The 17,815-nt window shown below is 39.9% G+C and carries 12 protein-coding genes and 1 tRNA gene; 5 read left to right on the plus strand and 8 right to left on the minus strand.

All coding sequences use genetic code 11. The features are described from left to right. Positions 1-370: 370 nt before the first annotated feature. Entirely contained in the window at positions 371-1,693 is a 1,323-nt protein-coding gene (gene trmFO, locus ACSQ6I_RS08825) for an FADH(2)-oxidizing methylenetetrahydrofolate--tRNA-(uracil(54)-C(5))-methyltransferase TrmFO (RefSeq protein WP_438889985.1), read from the plus strand. 353 nt (positions 1,694-2,046) lie between these two features. Here trmFO and ACSQ6I_RS08830 read toward each other — a convergent pair whose 3' ends face one another. Then, positions 2,047-2,340: a hypothetical protein gene (locus tag ACSQ6I_RS08830; protein WP_438889986.1), complete on the minus strand. Its 294-nt coding sequence runs from the start codon at positions 2,338-2,340 to the stop codon at positions 2,047-2,049. A 112-nt stretch (positions 2,341-2,452) separates the two neighbouring features. On the opposite strand from ACSQ6I_RS08830, the gene ACSQ6I_RS08835 reads away from it, so the two are divergent. Together ACSQ6I_RS08835 and ACSQ6I_RS08840 are read left to right on the plus strand one after the other, a co-directional pair. Continuing rightward, positions 2,453-3,652 (plus strand): murein hydrolase activator EnvC family protein, encoded by a 1,200-nt coding sequence (locus ACSQ6I_RS08835; protein ID WP_438889987.1) that lies wholly within the window; start codon positions 2,453-2,455, stop codon positions 3,650-3,652. A gap of 33 nt (positions 3,653-3,685) precedes the next feature. Beyond that, positions 3,686-3,758, plus strand: a tRNA-Arg gene (locus tag ACSQ6I_RS08840). Between the two features lie 97 nt (positions 3,759-3,855). Here ACSQ6I_RS08840 and ACSQ6I_RS08845 read toward each other — a convergent pair. Then, on the minus strand, positions 3,856-4,938 hold the full coding sequence (locus ACSQ6I_RS08845) for a HEAT repeat domain-containing protein (RefSeq protein WP_438889988.1): 1,083 nt from the start codon (positions 4,936-4,938) through the stop codon (positions 3,856-3,858). Further along, positions 4,907-5,047 carry a hypothetical protein gene (locus ACSQ6I_RS08850; protein ID WP_438889989.1) on the minus strand — a complete coding sequence of 47 codons (141 nt, stop codon included), beginning with the start codon at positions 5,045-5,047 and terminating at the stop codon, positions 4,907-4,909. Before ACSQ6I_RS08850 ends, ACSQ6I_RS08845 begins: the two co-directional genes overlap by 32 nt. 289 nt (positions 5,048-5,336) lie before the next feature. Between ACSQ6I_RS08850 and ACSQ6I_RS08855 the strand changes: the two genes are divergently transcribed. Next, on the plus strand, positions 5,337-10,166 hold the full coding sequence (locus ACSQ6I_RS08855; protein WP_438889990.1) for a diguanylate cyclase domain-containing protein: 4,830 nt from the start codon (positions 5,337-5,339) through the stop codon (positions 10,164-10,166). 646 nt (positions 10,167-10,812) lie between these two features. Continuing rightward, positions 10,813-11,139: a hypothetical protein gene (locus ACSQ6I_RS08860; protein ID WP_438889991.1), complete on the plus strand. Its 327-nt coding sequence runs from the start codon at positions 10,813-10,815 to the stop codon at positions 11,137-11,139. Between the two features lie 284 nt (positions 11,140-11,423). On the opposite strand, the gene ACSQ6I_RS08865 is transcribed toward ACSQ6I_RS08860, so the two are convergent. The 5 genes from ACSQ6I_RS08865 to ACSQ6I_RS08885 form a co-directional block, all read right to left on the minus strand. After that, a complete protein-coding gene (locus ACSQ6I_RS08865; RefSeq protein ID WP_438889992.1) occupies positions 11,424-14,255 on the minus strand; it encodes an NACHT domain-containing protein in 2,832 nt (943 codons plus the stop codon). Between the two features lie 255 nt (positions 14,256-14,510). Beyond that, positions 14,511-15,155, minus strand: coding sequence for an HAD-IA family hydrolase (locus ACSQ6I_RS08870; RefSeq protein WP_438889993.1), 645 nt, complete (start codon positions 15,153-15,155; stop codon positions 14,511-14,513). Between the two features lie 194 nt (positions 15,156-15,349). Then, positions 15,350-16,543: an NAD(P)/FAD-dependent oxidoreductase gene (locus ACSQ6I_RS08875; protein WP_438889994.1), complete on the minus strand. Its 1,194-nt coding sequence runs from the start codon at positions 16,541-16,543 to the stop codon at positions 15,350-15,352. 41 nt (positions 16,544-16,584) lie between these two features. Then, positions 16,585-17,157: a GNAT family N-acetyltransferase gene (locus ACSQ6I_RS08880; RefSeq protein ID WP_438889995.1), complete on the minus strand. Its 573-nt coding sequence runs from the start codon at positions 17,155-17,157 to the stop codon at positions 16,585-16,587. Between the two features lie 184 nt (positions 17,158-17,341). Then, positions 17,342-17,587, minus strand: coding sequence for a ChaB family protein (locus ACSQ6I_RS08885; RefSeq protein WP_438889996.1), 246 nt, complete (start codon positions 17,585-17,587; stop codon positions 17,342-17,344). Positions 17,588-17,815 lie beyond the last annotated feature (228 nt).

The following is a 17,815-nucleotide window of genomic DNA, read 5'->3' on the forward strand; positions in this document are numbered from 1 at the left end:
GATAGTAAAGCCATATTAATTATGAAAGAAAAAGCCATTTTCATAAGTTTGCGAAACTAGATAATAATCTTTTTCCACTTACATTAAATGATGTAAATTTCTATAATCAGTTGCAAGTATATGGCAGTAATAGATTTGTTTTTTGTTCTGAAAATAGATTTGATTCGGTGGAAGAAATTTGTAGAAATAACCCAGATGTCTGTTCTAGTAATAAAACGAGAATTCAGTTAAAAGAAATTCCCGCAGATGATTTATAAGTGATAAAAAACAATTAAGGTAGAATGCGGTCAAGTTAATTTAAATGATATAATAATTTATTGATATTATAGAAAATTATCTTTAACCAAACCAAGTAATTAAAAAAATCACTATGACACAACAACCAATACAAGTAATAGGCGGCGGACTGGCGGGAACAGAAGCAGCATGGCAAATAGCCCAAGCCGGCGTTCCTGTAATTCTCCATGAGATGCGCCCTAAACGGTTCAGCCCTGCCCATCATACGGAAAATTTGGCAGAATTGGTCTGTAGTAACTCTTTTGGCGCTATGGCAAGCGATCGCGCGGCAGGATTATTACACGAAGAATTACGTCAACTTGGTTCTATTGTCATTGCCAAAGCAGATGAACACGCAGTCCCCGCTGGTGGGGCTTTAGCTGTAGACAGAGGACAATTTGGGGAAGATTTAACCCAAACCTTAGCGAATCATCCTTTAATTGATTTCCGACGGGGAGAAGTTACAGCAATTCCTGAAGGTATTGTTGTTTTAGCTAGTGGTCCCCTGACTAGTCCTGATTTATCCGCAGATTTACAGCGTTTTACCGGGATGGAATATCTCAATTTCTTTGATGCTGCCAGTCCTATTATTTTAGGAGATTCTATTAATAAAGATATTGCTTTTATGGCTTCTCGCTATGACAAAGGTGAGGCAGCATATCTGAATTGTCCTATGAATAAAGAGCAGTATTTACATTTTTGGGAAGAATTACGTCAAGCTGAACAAACAGAATTAAAAGACTTTGAAAAGGAAACGGCGAAATTTTTTGAAGCTTGTTTACCAATTGAAGAAATGGCTCGAAGAGGGGAAGATACCATGCGTTATGGACCCCTCAAACCTGTAGGTTTATCTGATCCTCGCACGGGAGAACGTAACTATGCAGTGATTCAATTGCGACAAGAAGATAAAGCCGGTCAACTTTGGAATATGGTGGGTTTTCAAACTAATCTGCGTTGGGGTGAACAAAAACGCGTATTTCAAATGATTCCTGGTTTGGAAAAGGCTGAGTTTGTCAGATTAGGAGTTATGCACCGCAATACTTTTTTAAATGCACCGCAGTTGATGTCTGCAAGTTTGCAATTTAAGGATCGTCCAACTTTATTAGCAGCGGGACAATTAATAGGCACAGAAGGTTATACTGCTGCATCTGCGGGTGGTTGGTTAGCAGGAACAAATGCAGCGCGGTTGGCTTTGGGTAAGGAACCTCTAATTTTGCCTGTAACAACGATGATGGGGGCTTTGTTTGAGTTTATTCGATCCGCTGCACCTAAGCATTTTCAACCGATGGCTCCTAATTTTGGCATTGTGCCTGATTTGGGTGTGAGAATCAAGAGTAAACCGGAAAAATATGGACGTTACCGCGATCGCTCTTTGGCAGATTTAGCCAGTTGGAAAACGGAAAATTTAGCAGTTTAAATGTAAGGAGTCAGAAGTCAGGAGTCAGAAGTCAGGAGTAAAACTGGCTTGGTGTCTGGCTATGAATTTAGATTCTGTACCTCATTAATCTGCAATCTGCTGTATACCAATTCCGTATAAAGATGCGCCAAATTTAGACAGGAGCGAACCACAGAGACACAGAGAACACAGAGGAGGAAAAGACAAGGTTACAAAATTCAGCGCAGCCTCATAAAGAAAAGGATTCTCAAAAATTCTCTTTTTCCCCTCCTGACTCCTGACTAACGCCAATCGAAAATCCTCAAGCTACACACTTGAGGGTGGAGTCAATCCAAAATCCAAAATCGTAAATCCAAAATTGATTGACTCCTTCTTCAATCTTTCTCCTTCAATGTGACTAAACCATGAATACCTACAGATGCAATCAAACATCCTAATAATCCCCAAGTAGCATCTGCAAAAACGTTAATACGATGAGCTAAGGCTTGATGATAGGCATGATCTAACTTTCTTTGATTTGTATTTTCAGCTTCTGCCAATTGTGTCGCATAACTTTCAGCTTTGACTAGTGCTGCATAATCTGTACCAAAATAATACAGTGATATTGCTAATACTAGAAAGCCTGGTATAAGCAAAGTCAGCAAGAGAATTCCTTGTCGTGTCTTCATAAAACCATAAAATTTTATTGGTAGTCAGCATCTGAGCAGATGGGTGTTAAATTTTCGCAAAATTTGGGCATAATACTGTTGTGCTTGCACCTCTTTGGCTGAATATAACGGCATGAACACGGCATTTTTGGGAAAAATCGGATTTAGGTGGTGGTTTGGGACATTGTGCTGTATTTTGTTCAGCTTTTTAGTATTGCTACCAGTATATGGGACATCTTCAATTGATAATTTGAAACAACAGCAGCAGCAAATTCAGCAAGAACGTGAGAATGTAGTGAAGGAGAGCGATCGCTTAACCAATCTGCAAAAGGAAGCGCAAAAACACCTAACTGGTTTAAATCAAAATCTGCAAACTACTAATAGCTATATTCAAGAGAGCGAAGCCAGGTTAAAGTCGGCAACGCAACTCTTACAACAGTTAGAAGCTGATTTACTAACAGCAGAACGTGTTTATCAAGAACGACAAGTAGCAACAGTGGCAAGATTGCGGTATCTTCAGCGTTCTTCAGCTTCTCAAGGATTAGCTGTTTTACTACAAAGTACAAATATCAGTGATTTTATCAGTCGTCGTTATCAGTTGAAATTAGTTTATCGAGCAGATCAGCGAATTTTGGCTAAACTGGCAGCACAAGCAAAGTTATTAATTACCCAAAGAACCGAAGTAGAAGGGCAAAAAAATCAGATTGCTTTGATTAGAGAGCAATTATTAGGGCAAAAAGCCGATTATCAAACTCAGGCACAATCACAAGCGGAATTAATTCAACGCTTAAATAGCGATCGCTTGGCTTTGGCAGCAGCGCAAAATCAGCTAGAACAAGATTCCCAAAATTTGACAGTTTTAATTCAACAAAAGATCGCTGAACAAATAGCCAGAGAAGCACGGGAAGCAGCACAAGCAAAAACCAATAGTAAAATTTGGATTCGTGGTACAGGTATCTTTGCATTTCCTAGTGATGCACCCACCAGCAGTCCCTTTGGTTGGAGAATGCACCCGGTGCTTGGTTATCGACGCTTTCATGCAGGTTTGGATTTTGCTGCTAGTTATGGTAGTACCATTAGAGCCGCAGATTCAGGAACAGTAATTTTTGCAGGTTGGTATGGTGGATATGGCAAAGCTGTGATTATCGATCATGGTAAAAGTATCACCACACTTTACGGACATAGCAGCGAATTATATGTGACAGAAGGGCAATCTGTGCAACAAGGACAAGCGATCGCTGCTGTTGGTTCCACAGGTTTATCGACAGGCCCCCACCTACATTTTGAAGTTCGCCGCAATGGTTCACCCGTTGACCCAGCAAATTACTTGTAATTCAAAAAATGTGCTATAATAGAAATTGTATGAGGGCGCGTGGCTCAGTGGATAGAGCAACAGGTTCCGGTCCTGTGGGTCGGGGGTTCAAATCCCTCCGCGCTCGTTTTTTATACCAAGCTCAATAGAATTGAGGATAGGGTATATTTTCAGAGTAATGGCAAATTAAACTAAATGACTCTTTATTACTAAATTCCTGAGAGTCATTGACTTAGGCTTTTAAAAGTGTAGCCACCATTTAGAGCATTTTCATTGCCAGGGTCTATAGTCCCTAAGCTTTCAGCCGCCTGGCTAAGGGTGTAATCATCCTGGGATGTCTCTAGGAGTTGCACCAAAGCTGCGATCGCTATTTCATTGCCAATACCTATCTCCCCTAAGCTTCGAGCCGCCAGCCAATGGGTACCCTCATCCTGGGATGTCTTTAGGAATTCCACCAAAGCTGCGATCGCTATTTCATTGCCAGTGCCTATATTCCCTAAGCTATCAGCCGCTTGCCTACGGTTGCACACATCCGGGGCTGTCTCTAGAAGTTGCACCAAAGCTGTGATCGCTATTTCATTACCAGTGCCTATATTCCCTAAGCTTACAGCCGCCTGCCAACGGGTACCCTCATCCTGAGATGTCTCTAGGAGTTGCACCAAAGCTGCGATCGCTTTTTCATTGCCAGTGCCTATCTTCTCTAAGCTTTCAGCCGCCTGGCTAAGGATGTACTTATCCTGGGATGTCTCTAGGAGTTGCACCAAAGCTGCGATCGCTATTTCATTGCCAGTGCCGCCTATATGCCCTAAGCTTTCAGTCGCCAGGCAACGGGTGTCATTATCCTGGGATGTTTCTAGAAGTTGCACCAAAACTGCGATCGCTTTTTCATTGCCAGGGTCTATATTCCCTAAGCTTTGAGCCGCCCGCCTATGGGTGTACTCATCCTGGGATGTCTTGAGGAGTTGCACCAAAGCTGCGATCGCTTTTTCATTGCCAGCACCTATATTCCCTAATCTATAAGCCGCCTCCATACGGGTGTCCTCATCCTGAGATGTCTCTAGAAGTTGCACCAAAGCTGCGATCGCTGTTCTTCGTTCCGTTTCTTCCAGCGCTGCTTTGGCTGTATTTTTAATTTCTGACATCATTTTTTCCGACAAACTCCACTGGATGATTTGATTGACTATCTCAACTTTTTTGCAACTGTCTTTGAACTCAGCAATTCCTGCCGCAGCTAGAAAATAGGCTTGATCATCATAAAATTTCCCGATGCCATCTTTAAAGTCTACCAACTTCAACAACTGCCACATCTTTGATGCACCCAGGAAATAACTCTTCGTGATCATCAATGTAGCTAAGTATATCCCGCAAATCATAAATATTTAACCATTTAGGGAAGTATTCTGGCAGAGTTCTCATCTATTTAGACCACACTCTTGATTCCTCTCTGTACCTCTGCGCTACGCCAGTTGCTACAACGCGGGGAACCCGCGCAACGCACTGGCTCCTCTGCGTGAGAAAAAAGTGGTTCATTTACCCAAAAAGTTTTTAGGTTTCAACTTCGGGATTTTCAAGTAACATTGATTTATAAGGGAAACATATTGAAAACATAAAGTTTTAGTTATATTAAATACAAAAGCGCCTGAGTACTCAATAATTAAGAAAGAGTTAAGGCTTTAAACCGACTGCACTGGGTGGAATCACTAGTATGAAAAATAAATTGGCTTCTCAGCAAGAGGTGTATCAAGGCAACCTGCTCAGTTACATCACCGATCGCATTTCTCAATCTCTAGAGTTGCCAGAAATATTAGCCACCACAGCAGCGGAAATTCGCACATTTCTCAAGATAGACCGTGTAAAAATCTATCAATTTCATGAAGATGGTAGTGGTGAGGTAGTTGCCGAATCAATTGAAAGCGATCGCTTACCCTCATTACTAGGATTGCACTTTCCGGCCAGCGACATTCCACCTCAATCACGGGAACTCTTCATCACAGCCCGTCAAAGAATCATTGTAGACGTGAGTTCTCAGCGCAAAACCCTGAGCCGCATCAAATCTTTCGGGGTTCTTAACAATCAAAATCAAGAAGATATTCGCTACAAATCTGTAGATCCGTGTCATCTGCAATATCTAAAAACAATGGGTGTAGCCGCTTCCCTAGCTGTACCGATTTTGTACCAAAATGAATTGTGGGGGTTGATGGTAGCACACCACACTCAACCTAGACCCTTTACAGAACAAGAATTACAGATAGTACAACTCCTAGTAGACCAATTGCTGATTGCGATCGCCCAATCAAACCTATTTGCCCAAGCGCAACAGCAAGCACAGCATGAAGCCTCAATTAATCACATTAAAGACTGGCTCGGTACTGCCGTGGTTCCAGAAGAAGTGCGGCAGACAGTTCTCGAACACATAGTTACCACACTAGGTGCAAGCAGTGGGAGACTCTACATCACAGCTGATATGGCTGAACGCCCTGCTCAGATATATACCTGCGGTGAACAACCAAATCAAAACTTCATTGAAGAAAGCAAAGTATGGCAGAAACTAATGGGATGGCAAGGTGTGCTGGCAGTCAGCCCTCGTCAGTTCTCAGAAGTAATGAAAACCTGGGAAAAAACAGAATCATCAGTCAATCAACCAGGTGCTGTTTATTCCTATACCATTGCTGACTTTTACCAAGATGCCCGCCTGAAACCGCTAGTTGCTGCCTTTGAAGCCACCTCAATTAGATCAGTACTCATCATTCCCCTGCAATATCAACAGCAGTATTTAGGTTGCTTAACGCTTTTCCGTCCAGAAATGGAAACAGAAACCTTGTGGGCAGGACGCTGGAATCAGGACAAACGCAATTTACGCCCCCGTGAATCCTTTGAAGCTTGGAGAGAAATCAAAACCGGACAGGCAAAACCCTGGACTCAGAATGAAATCAAGCTAGTGCAATCCTTTGGAATGCATTTGTATATCGCTATCATGCAGAAGCGAGTCGAGAATTTACTACGTCATCACACTTCTTGCGATTTACTCACCAAGTTGCCCAATCGGCTGTTATTTGATGAACTCCTGGCCTTGGCATTGGTGAACATTCACCAACGGGGAGAAATGTTGGCAGTCATGTTTCTAGACCTAGATCGATTCAAACGGATTAATGATAGCTTGGGTCATGCTGTAGGCGATCGCTTGTTGCAAATTGTTGCAGAACGGCTGAAGGGCTGTCTCAAAGAAGGAGACACCGTAGCGCGTTGGGGAGATGACGAATTTACCCTCCTCCTCACTCACCTCAATTGTGCAAACGATGCCACCCAAATTGCTGAGAACATTCTCGAAGTCATCGCTAAACCTATTCAAGTAGACCAACAAGAACTGCATATCACTGCAAGTATTGGTATTGCCCTAGCTCCCTATGATGGTGAAGAGGCAGAAACCCTACTCAAACACGCAGATTCTACCCTGAACCGCGCCAAGCAACAAGGCAAAAATAATTACTTGTTGTATACAGCAACCATGAATGCCACTTCCTTTGAAAAGTTGGTATTAGGAAATAACCTCTACAAAGCTTTAGGTAGACAAGAATTATTACTGCACTACCAGCCTCAAATAGACCTAAAAACAGGGCAAGTTAAAGGAATGGAGGCATTACTACGCTGGCATCATCCAGATATGGGGCTAATTTCGCCTGCCCAATTTATTCCCCTAGCAGAAGAAACAGGATTAATCTGCGAAATTGGTGAGTGGGTATTACGCACTGCTTGTTGCCAAAATCGCATTTGGCAGTTAGCCGGATTACCACCTTTGCGAGTTGCTGTTAATCTTTCTGCCCGTCAGTTCCAGCAGCCTAACTTGGTGCAAATCATTACCGAGATTTTACAGGAAACCCAGCTAGATCCTGAATATCTAGAATTAGAAATTACCGAAAGTCTGCTGATGCAAGATGTAGATTTTACCGTTTCTGCCTTGAGGGAACTCCAGGCTTTAGGAATTCACATTTCTATGGATGATTTCGGCACTGGTTACTCTTCTTTAAGTTTGCTGATGTATTTCCCACTAACTAGCTTAAAGATAGATCAATCATTCATCCGCAACTTAACTAAAAATTCCAGCAATGCGGCAATTATCACATCTGTAATTTCTTTGGGACATGGACTCAATTTAACCTTAGTCGCTGAGGGTGTAGAAACTTTAGAAGAATTAGAATTTCTGAGATTAGCTAACTGTGATACTGTCCAAGGCTATTTTTTAAGTAAACCCTTGAGTGGGAAAGCTGCTACCAAATTCCTGCTAGAAAAATTACCCCAAGCAGACTCACAGCATATTCTTCAGCCTAGTATTGAATCTATTCAAGCTTGCCCTTTACCAGACAGAGAACCGCAACGATTAGCCGCACTGAGGAAATATCAAATTATTGATACGCCTCCCGATGAAGCCTTTGATGATCTCACCCGTTTAGCGGCGCAGTTATGCCAAACACCCATTGCCTTTATCAGTTTGATAGATGAAGACCGACAATGGTTTAAGTCTAAGTTGGGGTTAAGTATTACCGAAACTCCTAGAGCGATCGCTTTCTGCTCCCACACTATCTGCCAAAATGATTTATTAATCGTCCCAGATACATTAGCTGATAGTCGGTTTGCCACTAATCCCCTAGTAACATCCCATCCGAAATTGCGGTTTTATGCTGGCGCTTCCCTGGTGACAAATGAGGGTTTTGCATTAGGAACTATTTGCGTTGCCGATTATGTACCCAGAGAATTAAGTCCAGAACAACTAGAAACATTGAAAATTCTCGCAGGTCAGGTGTTAACTACACTAGAGTTACGCCGTAACCAGATATCGCAACGACTTTTAAAAAAGAAACTGCACCGCACTCATGCCTTGCAAGGGTTACAACAACAACTAGAACAAACCATCACAGCCTATAAAGACACAGAAAAATCATTAGTTGAACAAGTCAACTTGGCTCGGTTAGCATCTCATATCGCTAGTCTTCTCTGTCAGCAGGAAAAGTTACCTGTGCTGCTGCAAAAGTGTACAGAAGCCCTGGCTAAACATCTAGATATTGCCTTCCTTGGCATCTGGACGCTTAATCAAACTAGCGAAAACATGGATTTACAAGCGATATTTGCAGAGCGTGTGCCTTGCACTCTACCCTCCGTAGGCATCGCTACTATGTCTAACCCAGACATGGCTATTAGCGCATTTAAAGTTGATTGGATTACTCAAAACTCTCAGCCATTCCAGACAAATGCAGTCAGGAAAGAACTTGATTTAAGCGATCAAGAATGGGCAAAGCAAGAAAAATTACAGGCTTTTGCTGGCTACCCATTGGTAAGAGAACATTCAGTAGTCGGAGTGATGACACTATTTACCCGTCAACCACTAACTCAATGTGCTTTGGCTCAATTAGCCGTTATTGCTGAGGATATCGCCCGTTGTGTAGAACACAAACAAACAGAAGATTTACTCCAGTTGCAAAATCAACGGGAAAGATTGGTGGCAACTATCACCCAACGTATCTTGCAATCCTTGGATCTTGACGAAATCATGTATACCACGGTGCAGGAAGTCCGGCAATTTCTGCAAACAGACAGAGTACTTGTTTACCGCTTTAAGCCAAATTGGACTGGCGTAGTCGCAATGGAATCCGTCGCTAATGGCTTTAATCCCATTCTCAAAACAGTGATTGATGAACCATGTTTTAAAGATATCTATGTTCCCCAATATCGAGATGGAAGAGTGCGGGCTATTGAGGATATCTATACTGCGGGGATTAGTCAGTGTCATTTGGATTTACTCGCTGAACACCAAGTCCGAGCTAATTTAGTAGTACCGATTCTTCAAGGACAAGAATTGTGGGGTTTACTGATTGCCCATCAATGTAGTGGCCCGCGCCATTGGCGACAATTGGAAATTAGTCTGTTGAGTCAATTAGCCACTCAAGTAGCGATCGCTATTAAACAATCTGAATTATATCAACAAGTACAACGTCAAGCCACAGTAGACGGCCTAACCCAAATTCCTAACCGTCGCCGATTTGACGAATACTGGACTCAAATGTGGGAACAGATGGCACAGACACAAGCACCGTTGTCAATTATTTTGTGCGATATCGACTTTTTCAAGCTTTACAATGATACCTATGGCCATCCCGCTGGGGATGATTGTTTGCGCCAAGTAGCTGCTGCTATCAACAAAGCCGGAAATCGGCCAGATGATTTAGTCGCTCGTTATGGCGGTGAAGAATTTGTAATAGTGCTACCAAACACCTCTATACAAGGGGCTGTACAAGTTGCAGAACGCATTCGCGCCGAAGTAAAAGCATTAAAAATTACCCACGAAAAGTCTGCTGTCAGCGATTACGTCACTATCAGTATGGGCGTTGCCAGTATCATTCCTGATCAGATATCTTCCCCTGCCGCTATAATTGCAGAGGTAGATCAGGCACTTTATCAAGCTAAAACAGAAGGACGCGATCGCTTAGAGAACTCCACAAAAAGAAATGCCCAATGTCATTCTGTTCACGAAGTGTGGCGTTAGCCATACGGAACGAAGTGTAGTGAAGAATCCTCCGAGATGCTAGAGCCTCCGGCACGCTAACGCGAACGTTTCGCTTTGCTACACTCAGCATGACAAAACAGGATCATTTATTTTGTGGCTTACTCTTAGTAATTCTGAATGCGGACGTTCCATGTAACGTCTCTATCAGGGTTTAAAGTCACGCACATTTAATTCTCGGAGATGTCTAGTATATGCAGCGATACTTTTAGTCTATCTTGCCCCTCAAGAAACCCTCGCTAGATTTACCCCTACCCGAAAAATAAAACTATTGACATACAGCCATATCTATAAAAAGAAATAAAAGCTACTCCCATAAAAAATATAACATTTACCTAAGTTTGAAATGTTTGTGATTGACTTTTAACTGTCTTAACTGTCCTTGCATTCTCATAAACATTTTGAAATCTTCAAAGTATGAAGTGCGCTGACATACACTTCATGCAGCTTATAGTAAAGCATTTGTCAAGCTAGACGCTTTAAGCAGCGACTATATGTACTGCTTCAATAGTATTCCTCCTTGGACTGATGTCTTGAGGCAGATACTGTTGTATTGAGTTGTCTTTTGTGTTGATAAAAACCAGCACTCATTCATTTTCAAAATCTAGTAATCTTCAGAGGTCAGATCATGGTAACAACAACAAGTATGCAAACTCAGACATTATCAGTATTGGATCAACGTGGTGGGATTATTGATCCTTTAGATGCAGATCGTTATAGAAATACTTGGCATAAGGTGACATTTGATCTGCCTTTTGCTAACAACAAGAAAGTAGTAGTTATACCAATGACCCAAACCTACAATGGAAATGGTACACCTGGCTTAAGAATCAAAAATGTAACTCCTTTAGGTTTTGAGATCCGCTTTGACGAACTTATTGGTATTGGCGATATATCTGATGGCAGTCATCTCACTGAGGTAGTCGGCTGGGTAGCTTATGGACTACAACTCTAAATAGAAATTTGAGGCTATGTAGTTAAGCCTTTGATTCTTATTGCTTTAAATAACAACTAATTTTTCTTTAACCGGCTACTGAATTTTAAGGAGTCGGTTTTTTTCCTTGGATTTCTCCTCCCAAGCGATCACCTACAGCGGTACATACACGTTGCCATTATCATCCAAGGAAGTTGCACGGTCGAGCTTTGCAGAGGGGAAAAGTATTGGGATTGAGCCATAATACTTACCATACATCCAATTTTTTGAATAATGACATTGTGTAATTAATTCTGTCTGACTACCTAAAATATCTTCAATTGCTGCTTTAACTCTGCTGGCAGATTTTTTGCTATTTCTAAACCTTCCACATTTTTCCAACTTGTCTTTTCATCCCAGCAAATATCACCTAATAAGCCATTACTCAACTTAGCACCACTGAAATTAACATCTTCCAAGTTAGCACCGCTGAGATTAGTACCACTCAGATCTGCAAGGCTTAAATCTGCGTAATTGAGGTCAGCACTACTCAAATCAGCACCAGTTAAATTAGCACGAATAAAGTTTGCTTCATGCAAATTTGCATGGGTAAATAATGCTTCGCTGAAATTAGCACTAATCATGTATGCACCACTACAGTTAGTCCGGCTGAAATTAGCACAATTGAGGTTAGCACGACTGAGGTCTGCATGAGCAAGATTAGCACCACTGAAGTCAACCTCAGCCAGGTCAGCACCTCTCAAATTAGCACCACTCAAAAACGACCCAACTATTTGATTAAAATTCTCTCCTGACAAGCAATTACTGTAGTTAATAATATTCTGTAATTGGGTAGTATCAACATCATTCTGCGGTTGACCAGATGGATAAAAAATGATGTCTTCCTTGAGTACATCATGCTCTTGAGCATAGCGGTGTAACTCCAACAGAAAAATCATCACATTCAAACCAGTATAGACATCTACCTGAGTTTGCTCTAAGTGATGAATTCCATATCTTTGTAATTGTTGCAGCTTGATTTTAGGTAAATTATTTTCTGAATCATTGATGAATTGTTTTTGACACCAGTTATTATAAAAATTCTCTAAACGTTTAAACAGCATCACCCAATCAAAATTGGGAACTTCTATCAGCAATTGCACCAAAAATTCAATAATTTCACTTGTGATTTTACCAAAACCTAGCAAATCATAAATTTGCCAATTCATCTCGGTTTCACTAACAACCACTTCCTGAGTATCTTCTGTTTTCTGAGTCCAAGCTATCAGCATCTCTTTGAACCGTTCCGCAAACAGAAAATCTCTAAAATTTCTATGAAAAAATTCAAACCGACCTTCTACTGAAAAAACACCACAAGCAACTAAACTTGTTTTCAGGAATTGATCATCTTGTTGGGTAATTATATCTTGAGTTTTGTGATCCTCTTGTAAATATGTTTCTAACATTAACATTGAGGTAGAATTACCTCCTGACTGCACAACACAATTTGCTGCTGCGGTGAAAATAGCTTTAAAATCTATTATTTTTTGCGAATTTAAATCATCGTGATGTAAATATTGATTAATCAACCAATTAATAGCTTCATGATAAATAAAAGCCTTAGCTGTTTTTTGTTTTGCTCGCTCTAATTTATCAACAGTTAACTGACCATCTCTATACATTGCTGCTAATAAATGCAGTAAAAGCGGTTCATGGGCTAATATTTGTAATGAAGATGGGAGTTTTTTTGGTTGTAAAAATTGCTGAAAATCTGTATTTTTACCTTGATTTACTGGTAATGCTGCCCATTTTTGTAGCCATTTCTCTTGTAGGGTTTCATTCAGAGCAATTATTTCTACCTGCTCTAAATTTTCAGGTAGCTTAGAAATAGCTTGTAAAGCATTTTTGTGACTAGTGATTAACACCCGATGACCCATAAAAGCATTACTTTTACATTTCTGCTGAAATGTGCCAAGTTGTTGCATGAATTGTGATAAATTTATTTGACTGATTATATCAGCAGTTAACTCATCTAAGCCATCTAGAATAAAGAAAAAGCGATGATTATTATTGTTTAACCAATCATCAGCTTGACTAAAATTAAATGGCAAGGCTAATTTTAAAGTATCCTCTAATTGTATAGAAATAAAATTAAGATTTTTTAAATCAATAACGATTGGTGTCCATAGAGGATAAAGATGTGTTTTTACCCAATTAGCAAATATTCGAGCAAATATACTTTTACCTCTGCCTATTTCTCCTTTAATTAATATTAATTGGGCTGCTTTATTAGGATTAAGTAGCATTCCCTTAGTCCATGTTTCTAAATCCAAAATGTCAGAACTTAGATTTTGAGATTTAGCCTGGAGAGGAATATAAATATCTTGAATAGAGTAGCCTTGTTGAAAAACTGTTTCTAAAGCTAGTGAGGTAATATACTTTTCTAAGTATTCATCAATACTGTAAATATTTGCTTGTGCTTGCTGCCAATATGTCAAATCTGGTTTAATTACATTTTCAATTACATCACCTAAATTAATCCAAGCTTGAATCATGTAACGCTGAGTATTAGCAGCAATTCTCTTTGTCAAAAGATTAGCTAAATATTTAGTGACATCTGGTGCTATTAATCGTCCTGATAATATTTGATTGAATGCTGTTGCTAGTTGGGATTCATGAAAACAGGAAATTGTATCTATAGCAATTTGATTATCTAATTCAAGATGATGAATATTTTGGAGTTTCTTTCTAATTTCTTGCGGATTATCAGTATTAGTATCCCAATTTATCGCCGGATATAAAGATAAAATTTCTTTGGTACTTTCTAAATAAGCTGCTTGACTGATTATAGATACACAGTCTTCTAAAGTAAGATTTACTGGAGATATGTCACCGTAAAACTTCAGTAAAGCAATACCTAAAGATACGAAGGAAAATTCCGAATCTATGATTTGTGCTAAAGGTAAACAAAACACATCTAATAAAGAAGATGAATTTTGCAGTACAGATTTTAAAGTTTCTAAACTAGCACCTTGCCTTTGAATGGTTTGTGTTGCTTCTATAACTGCTTGACCAGTTTCTATTGTTGTATTGAGATTTTCCTCTACCGAAAAAGATTGCTGAAACTGATGCCAAATTTGTGACAGGTTTTTTTTCATGAGTATTATTTGGGATTTTGCAGCTTGAATTTTCAACTTAGTTGGAAAAAGTAGGGGCGTATTGCAATAAGCCCCTAATTTCTCGTATCTGAGAGGATTTTTTAAAAGTCAGAGAAGGTATCATTTTGTCATTCTGAGCGAAGAATCTGAATCTAGGGTTTCATCTGTACACAGAGATATTTCACTCCGCTGCGCTGCGTTCAATATGACATAGAAAAACCCTTTTAAAACAGCCTCTGACAAAGATTCTAGAATTTACTGGCGGTTAATCCAAATACCCCTCATACCAGCGCTTCTAGCACCATGATAGTCGTCTATAATACTATCGCCAATGTGCCATGCCTCCTCTGGTGAACAGTTATGGTTTTGCAAGGCGATATCAAAAATTTGCGGGTCTGGTTTAGCTGTACGGACTTGGGTTGAAATGGTAATAGATTGGAAATAGTCTTTTAGTCCCAAGCTTTGCAATACAGAGTACAGACGGGAATCGAAATTAGACAACACACCCAATTCAACTCCTAACCGTCGCCAGTTTACCAAAGCTAGAGGCACATCTGGATAAACAAACCAAGGTTCAGCAGTACCAAAGTGGATATAGAGTTCGCTAAAAAAAGCTGAAAAATCGGTAAATTCTTGGAGAACACCTGCACCTTCAAAGGTATTGAGGGCAATTACCCGCCACCAATCAAATTCTCTTTGGGGAATATCTTTAATATCTGTATCGAGAAATATGGGTGGTGGTGAGGCTTTGAAGCTTTTAAAAAATTGTTTATTCAAGGTTTCGGGGGAAACCACAACGCCAAAGTCTTGGGCTATTTGACTATAAATTATGCCTACACTGCCTTTGACACCAAAGAGTGTACCTACAGCATCTAAAAAAATAACTTTCGGTTTTTTCATAAATCAAGAATGCTATTTACCCCTACACCAGCGTCATACAGGAATTTTACCTTTGAGGAGGTGTCATTACAGATTTGTTATTATTTTTAGTTTGCCATTGTCAGGTAATTTGATTTCAGAATCTTGATGATTTTTGGCATGAGGAATAGGAAACAGATAACAAAATCTCAGTCTATCTGTCATCTGTTACCTTTTTACTGAGAAAGAGTTTCGATAATCGGACGCACTAGCCAGTTGAAGCCAACTTTGAGTTGATGATCTAAAGTTGGTAAACGATATAGATAAGCTAGACGACGGGCTAGGTATGCGAGAGAACCGTCTAGTTTGATGCCTAAACCGGTGAGGGTGGCGTTGTCTATTCCTAATGCCATCATTTCTCCTAACTGTTGATAGCGGAAGGGAAGTAAAGGGCGATTTGTTAAAGATGCCCAGATGTTCCAAGCGGTATAATCAGCTTGTTGAAAGGCGACTTGCGCTGTAGCAGGTACTTGCTTTCCTTCGGCATCAATACAGTCTGCTAAATCTCCTAAGGCGAAAATTTCTGGATGTTCTAGGACTTGTAGGGTTGGGGTGGTGGTGATTTGTCCACGCTGGTTTTGTTTGAGGGGCAGGGTTTTTACCACTGGGGCGGATCTTGTACCTACTGTCCAAATTACCAAATCTACAGGAATTTCGTCTATTTGATTTTTATACTCTAGGGAGATGGTTTTTTCTCCAATTGAGACTACTTTGGTTTCTAAATCTATAAAGACGTTTCTGGCATCTAGGGCTTTTTTTGCAGCTTCGCGGTTAAATTCTGGGGAAGTTCGTAAAATTTGATCGCTGATTTCAATGAGGCGAAAACGTCCTTTTTCTCCAATTCTATCTGCGAGTTTACAAGCTAATTCTACGCCACTGTAACCTGCACCAACTATGGCAACACGAATTTTGTCGGTATCTAATTCTTCTAAGACTCTGAGGCTTTCTTCTAGGTGATAAGCATCTGTGATGGTACGGAAGGGGTAAGCCTGGGTTGCTGCGCCGGGAACTAGGTCTAGGGGGGTTTCGCCACCTAATGCTAGGACTAAGCGGTCATAGGAAATTCCTGGGCTATCTTGTAACTGTACTCTTTGTTTGTCGATGTCAATTTCGGAAACAGTTGCTTGATGAAAACGTACACCTGTGTTTTGTAGCAGTTCTTGGTATGGTGGGGCAATTTCCCAAGTTTGTAGTTCGCCGGTGAGGAGTTCGTAAAGGAAGGGAGAGAAGAGAAAGCGATCGCTCTGATCGACTAAAATAATCTCAGGTTTGGGTGTAGATTCCCACGGTAGCTGGCTTAAACGGAGGGCGGTGTACAGTCCACCAAAGCCACCACCTAGTATACAAATTCTTGTAGTTGGTTCAGTCATGGTTTTTATAAGAAGCTAAATCTCAGCAAGGCATTATAGTATTAGTGTAATGATTTATTGCGGTCTATTGCCATCAGCCAGCAATCCTGATATTTACCTTCATGCAGGTCATGACCGGGTAATAGCTTAATCTTCACAAACCCACATTTTTCATAGCAGCGAATAGCACGGGGATTTCTGACGTTGGGATCAATGACAATTTTAACAGCTTCTAGTTCATTAAAAATATAGTCTCTCGCAGCTGAAAGCACTTTTGTCCCAATTCCCTGATTCCAATATTTAGTTTCACCAATAAATAAATCAATTCCATATACATAATCTGTCTCCTCCAGAGAATACATTTGTCTAATATGTTCTGGTAGATGATTGAATAAATAATATTGTAAATAACCAATATCTATATTTTGATAAGAAAAAATGCACGGAATGAGAGGGTCTTTCCCCAAAATTCTTGGTTTATAGATGGCTATAACTTTTTCTAAATAATAAGGATAATCGCGTCCTCCATAAAATTTTAATACTTCCTCGTCGGTACGCCATTTAACCATTAATTGATAATCATCTATATCATTTTGCATGGGACGAATTTCAATTTCGTCTTCGATAATCAGCATATTCAATATTTCTATAGAAAAAACGGTCTACGTAAATTATAAACCGTCGGCAATGAAACATTGATTTAAAAAACGTAAGAATTCAGGAGAAAGAAGGAAGAAGGAAGAAGAATATTTTTCCCTTCTGTTAAGAGTTCCCTGCTATATCAAACATTCTGTATCCTGAATCCTTACTAAAAAATGATTAATTACCACCAGACATTACAGCTTTATGATGTATAGCGGGATCTTCTGGTTTTCTATGCCAGTTACCTTCTCTGTCTGCTTCATATTCATTATGAACACTATTCCAAGCTACTTCTAAAGCACCGTCTTCACTCATGCCATTACTTTGAGAAGCATTGAAAGCAGCTACAAAAATTTGTTGTGCGTGTTCTGGTAGTCGTGATTTAATGTCTTGAGGTAATTCATTTATTTTGTTATAAGGCATAAACCTAACTCCGATGCTCTAAGTTTGGTTTATATTAGTAATTTAGTGATTATTTTGCCTCTTTCTAGAAGCAGATATTTATATTACTAAACTAAGTTGCTGGTAATTGGCAAAATTAATGATTAAACTCTATTTTTCCTGTTACTCTTGCTTTAACTAACAACTTGGATGACTATACTTTAGATAGAGTTTAATGAGTAATATACAGAGGCTTGGGAATTAACAATT

The sequence above is a fragment of the Anabaena sp. WFMT genome (assembly GCF_051781005.1).
GTDB lineage: Bacteria > Cyanobacteriota > Cyanobacteriia > Cyanobacteriales > Nostocaceae > Anabaena.

Excerpts from the sequence above, each read along its gene's own strand:
- ACSQ6I_RS08855 (WP_438889990.1), top strand. The coding sequence starts at position 5,337 with ATGAAAAATAAATTGGCTTCTCAGCAAGAGGTGTATCAAGGCAACCTG.
- ACSQ6I_RS08860 (WP_438889991.1), top strand. The coding sequence starts at position 10,813 with ATGGTAACAACAACAAGTATGCAAACTCAGACATTATCAGTATTGGAT.
- ACSQ6I_RS08870 (WP_438889993.1), bottom strand. The coding sequence starts at position 15,155 with ATGAAAAAACCGAAAGTTATTTTTTTAGATGCTGTAGGTACACTCTTT.
- ACSQ6I_RS08835 (WP_438889987.1), top strand. The coding sequence starts at position 2,453 with ATGAACACGGCATTTTTGGGAAAAATCGGATTTAGGTGGTGGTTTGGG.
- ACSQ6I_RS08845 (WP_438889988.1), bottom strand. The coding sequence starts at position 4,938 with ATGTGGCAGTTGTTGAAGTTGGTAGACTTTAAAGATGGCATCGGGAAA.
- trmFO (WP_438889985.1), top strand. The coding sequence starts at position 371 with ATGACACAACAACCAATACAAGTAATAGGCGGCGGACTGGCGGGAACA.
- ACSQ6I_RS08885 (WP_438889996.1), bottom strand. The coding sequence starts at position 17,587 with ATGCCTTATAACAAAATAAATGAATTACCTCAAGACATTAAATCACGA.
- ACSQ6I_RS08880 (WP_438889995.1), bottom strand. The coding sequence starts at position 17,157 with ATGCTGATTATCGAAGACGAAATTGAAATTCGTCCCATGCAAAATGAT.
- ACSQ6I_RS08875 (WP_438889994.1), bottom strand. The coding sequence starts at position 16,543 with ATGACTGAACCAACTACAAGAATTTGTATACTAGGTGGTGGCTTTGGT.
- ACSQ6I_RS08830 (WP_438889986.1), bottom strand. The coding sequence starts at position 2,340 with ATGAAGACACGACAAGGAATTCTCTTGCTGACTTTGCTTATACCAGGC.
- ACSQ6I_RS08865 (WP_438889992.1), bottom strand. The coding sequence starts at position 14,255 with ATGAAAAAAAACCTGTCACAAATTTGGCATCAGTTTCAGCAATCTTTT.
- ACSQ6I_RS08850 (WP_438889989.1), bottom strand. The coding sequence starts at position 5,047 with ATGAGAACTCTGCCAGAATACTTCCCTAAATGGTTAAATATTTATGAT.